At 35.6% G+C, this 3,564-nt stretch carries 2 protein-coding genes and 2 pseudogenes; 2 read left to right on the top strand and 2 right to left on the bottom strand.

The window, feature by feature from the left end; all coding sequences use genetic code 11:
* Both ACIQ6Z_RS09540 and ACIQ6Z_RS09535 read left to right on the top strand, forming a co-directional pair.
* Window positions 1–301: pseudogene (locus ACIQ6Z_RS09540) on the top strand (adenylosuccinate lyase); the annotation flags it as partial.
* Between the two features lie 142 nt (window positions 302–443).
* Window positions 444–1,520 (top strand): nuclease-related domain-containing protein, encoded by a 1,077-nt coding sequence (locus ACIQ6Z_RS09535; RefSeq protein ID WP_396210649.1) that lies wholly within the window; start codon window positions 444–446, stop codon window positions 1,518–1,520.
* Window positions 1,521–1,556: 36 nt separating this feature from the next.
* Here ACIQ6Z_RS09535 and guaB read toward each other — a convergent pair whose 3' ends face one another.
* Both guaB and ACIQ6Z_RS09525 read right to left on the bottom strand, forming a co-directional pair.
* Entirely contained in the window at window positions 1,557–3,029 is a 1,473-nt protein-coding gene (gene guaB, locus ACIQ6Z_RS09530; protein ID WP_396210648.1) for an IMP dehydrogenase, read from the bottom strand.
* A 126-nt stretch (window positions 3,030–3,155) separates the two neighbouring features.
* Window positions 3,156–3,564, bottom strand: a pseudogene (locus ACIQ6Z_RS09525) (hydroxymethylglutaryl-CoA lyase); the annotation flags it as partial.

The raw sequence follows: 3,564 nt of genomic DNA, 5'->3' as shown, positions 1-3,564 counted from the left end.
AATGGGTCATACCTTAATTGCCTTTGAAGCTACAATCAAAGGATTGAATAAATTGTTATTGAACGAAGAAAAATTTGCAGAAGATTTGGAGAAAAACTGGGCCGTTGTTGCCGAAGCCATTCAAACCATTCTTCGCAGAGAAGGCTATCCTAATCCTTATGAAGCCTTGAAAGATTTAACACGTACCAATACCGTAATCGACAAAGAGGCGATTCATCATTTCATTGGAACCTTAAAAGTTTCTGAAGAAGTTAGAGCTGAATTGATGCAAATCACACCAAGTAATTATTTGGGGATTTAATTTATAGCACCTAATAAATAAAACTAAAATCACATCCTTATGATGTGATTTTTTTATTAGATTTGTTTAGAGGTTTATTGGTGGAATATAATTCTAAGCCATCGATTTTCGGAGAATTGACTACTAACAATAGTAACATATAATGTGTAGAACTTACAATACGATTGGATCACTTACAACTTTAAAAACAAGCTTAGAGAATAATAACATCTATGACTTTAAGTCCGTTAAAGAAGTAATTGAATTTCAAAAATCATTTTCGACTTCTCGCCAAGAATTAATTTCTCTCCATGAAAATCTGATTGAGAATGAAAAAAATAATCTTACTATTAATTTGCCGATTTTAAAATCCGAAGTCGAAACACAAAGAGAGCAAACTACTCAGCAATTGACTCAAAATATTGATATATTAAAGAAACAATTGAATAATTTAGACCATAAAATTTCTACAAACTATTATCAAAAAATTACTATTCTTTTAAAGAAGTGGCATTACAAAAGAAAAATTAAACATAAGGAAAGTGATTTTGAAAAAGATATTGAAATGTCATTGGCTAAAATCCTTGAAGATTATCAATTCAAAAGCGATCGCTTACAATTTATATCTTCGAACTTTAATGAAGCTGTAAGCGAAAGTGCTCAAAATCCTTTATCCGAACTTGAAAGAAAAAAAGCCGTAATTGATAGTCTGAATAATTACATTTATGGTGCATTGGGAGAACAAAAAGTAGTCAAAACATTAGAATGTTTATCTGATGATTATTATTTAATAAATGACTTCGCTGTAACTTTTTCTAAAGCAATTTATCACAAACAAGAAAATGACTACATAAAATCTGTTCAAATTGACCATATTTTAGTTGCACCATCTGGCATATTCCTTATTGAAACAAAGAATTGGAGTGAAAAATCTATACAGAATATGAGTTTACGCTCACCTGTTGAACAAATCAAAAGAGCTAACTATGCTTTATACCATTTGCTTAATAGTGATAAAAGTAATTATCGTTTGCGTCTAGATAAGCATCATTGGGGTGATAAAAAAACACCAATTAAAAATCTAATTGTTTTAACAAAAACAAAACCAATTGAGGAATTTCAATATGTCAAAATTTTGACAACAAATGAATTAATACATTATCTAAATTATTTTAAACCGATTTTTTCATCTAGTGAAACAAAGAAAATTGCAGAATTTATATTACAACTTAACGGTTAATAAAATAAAAAAAGTCGCTTAGCAGCGACTTTTTTTTTATCTCGAATAATTTGGAGCTTCTTTTGTAATGGTTACATTGTGTGGGTGACTTTCGCCAATGCCACTCGCTGTAATTCGAATAAAACGACTGCTTTCTTGTAAGGCTTGTATGTCTTTTGAACCGCAGTACCCCATTCCGGCTCTTAAACCACCAATGAATTGTTGCATGCTTTCGTTTAGTTCTCCTTTATAAGGCACGCGACCTACAATTCCTTCGGGTACTAATTTCTTTACATCGTCTTCTACATCTTGGAAATAACGGTCTTTTGACCCTTCTTGCATGGCTTCTACTGAACCCATTCCTCGGTACGATTTGAATTTTCTTCCTTCAAAAATAATGGTTTCTCCCGGTGATTCTTTTGTTCCGGCTAAAAGTGAACCCAACATAACACAATCGGCACCCGCTGCAATAGCTTTAGGAATATCTCCTGTGTAACGAATACCACCATCAGCAATAACGGGAACACCGGTACCTTTTAAAGCTGCAGCCACTTCTAATACGGCTGAAAATTGAGGAAAACCAACACCCGCCACAACTCTAGTCGTACAGATTGATCCTGGTCCAATACCAACTTTCACCGCATCGGCACCATTTTGAGCCAAATACAAAGCAGCTTCTGGAGTTGCAATATTGCCCACTACTACGTCTAATTCTGGAAATTTCGCTTTTACGGCTTTCAATACATCCACAACCCCTTTGGTATGTCCGTGTGCAGTATCAATAATCACAGCATCTACTCCGGCATTAACTAAAGCGGAAGCACGTTCCACCGCATCGGCAGTTACCCCTAAGGCAGCTGCAACACGAAGACGACCAAAGCGATCCTTATTCGCAATTGGTTTTTGCGTCAGTTTTGTAATATCTCTAAAGGTAATTAAACCTACTAATTTGTTATGGTTATCAACTACGGGTAATTTCTCAATTTTATTTTCTTGTAAAATACCTTCGGCTTCTTGTAGTGTAGTGCCTTGAGCCGCTGTAACCAGTTTTTCAGAAGTCATTACTTCTAAAATAGAACGCGAATTCACTTTCTCAAAACGCAAATCCCTATTGGTTACAATACCTTTTAAAATACCATTTTCATCCACTACGGGAATACCTCCAATACTGAATTCTTTCATAGCTAATTTAGCATCACCTACAGTAGCTGTCAAAGGTAAGGTTACCGGATCGATGATCATACCACTTTCAGCACGCTTCACTTTCTTAACTTTTGCCGCTTGTTGGGCAATCGTCATGTTTTTATGCAACACCCCAATTCCACCCTCTTGCGCCATAGCAATTGCCATAGCACTTTCAGTTACCGTATCCATAGCTGCCGAAACAATAGGGACATTCAAGGTAATATTTCTCGAAAATTTCGATTGAATATTTACTTCACGCGGTAATACTTCTGAATAATTTGGGATCAACAATACATCGTCATAGGTAAGGCCTTCGCCAACGATCTTAGTAGTATGTGCTTTCATGGTGCAATTTGTTGTAGCTGTTAAATTGCATGCAAATATACGAAAAAAGTGAATAGTTTGTGTATTTATTGAATAGTTTTATTTAAACAAAAGAAGGCAAAGATCCAAACCGAAAAACAGCTTTAATTAATGAAACTCCCCAAACAACTTTGTAGCTTCGTTGTAGGCACTTTCAAAACTCATCGGGCTGGTGTGGGTATTTTCTCTATGGGTGGTAAAATACGACAATAACTTTTCGGTCGGCATATTGCCTGTCAGTTCGTCTTTTGCCATTGGACAACCACCAAAACCTTGTATGGCGCCGTCAAAGCGTCGACAACCGGCATGATAAGCCGCATCTATTTTTTCAAACCACTTATCGGGCGTGGTATGCAAATGAGCTCCAAATTCAATAGAAGGATATTTAGGAATCAAATGGGAAAATAAATAGGTAATCACTTCGGGGGTTGAACTCCCAACGGTATCCGAAAGCGAAAGAATTTTCACGCCTTTTTGCGCTAGTATTTCGGTCCATTCTCCAACAATTTCGACATTC

The sequence above is a fragment of the Flavobacterium sp. genome (assembly GCF_044376915.1).
Classification (GTDB): domain Bacteria; phylum Bacteroidota; class Bacteroidia; order Flavobacteriales; family Flavobacteriaceae; genus Flavobacterium.
Note: the sequence above shows the minus strand (reverse complement) of the source record. Positions and strands in the feature narration are given on the sequence as shown.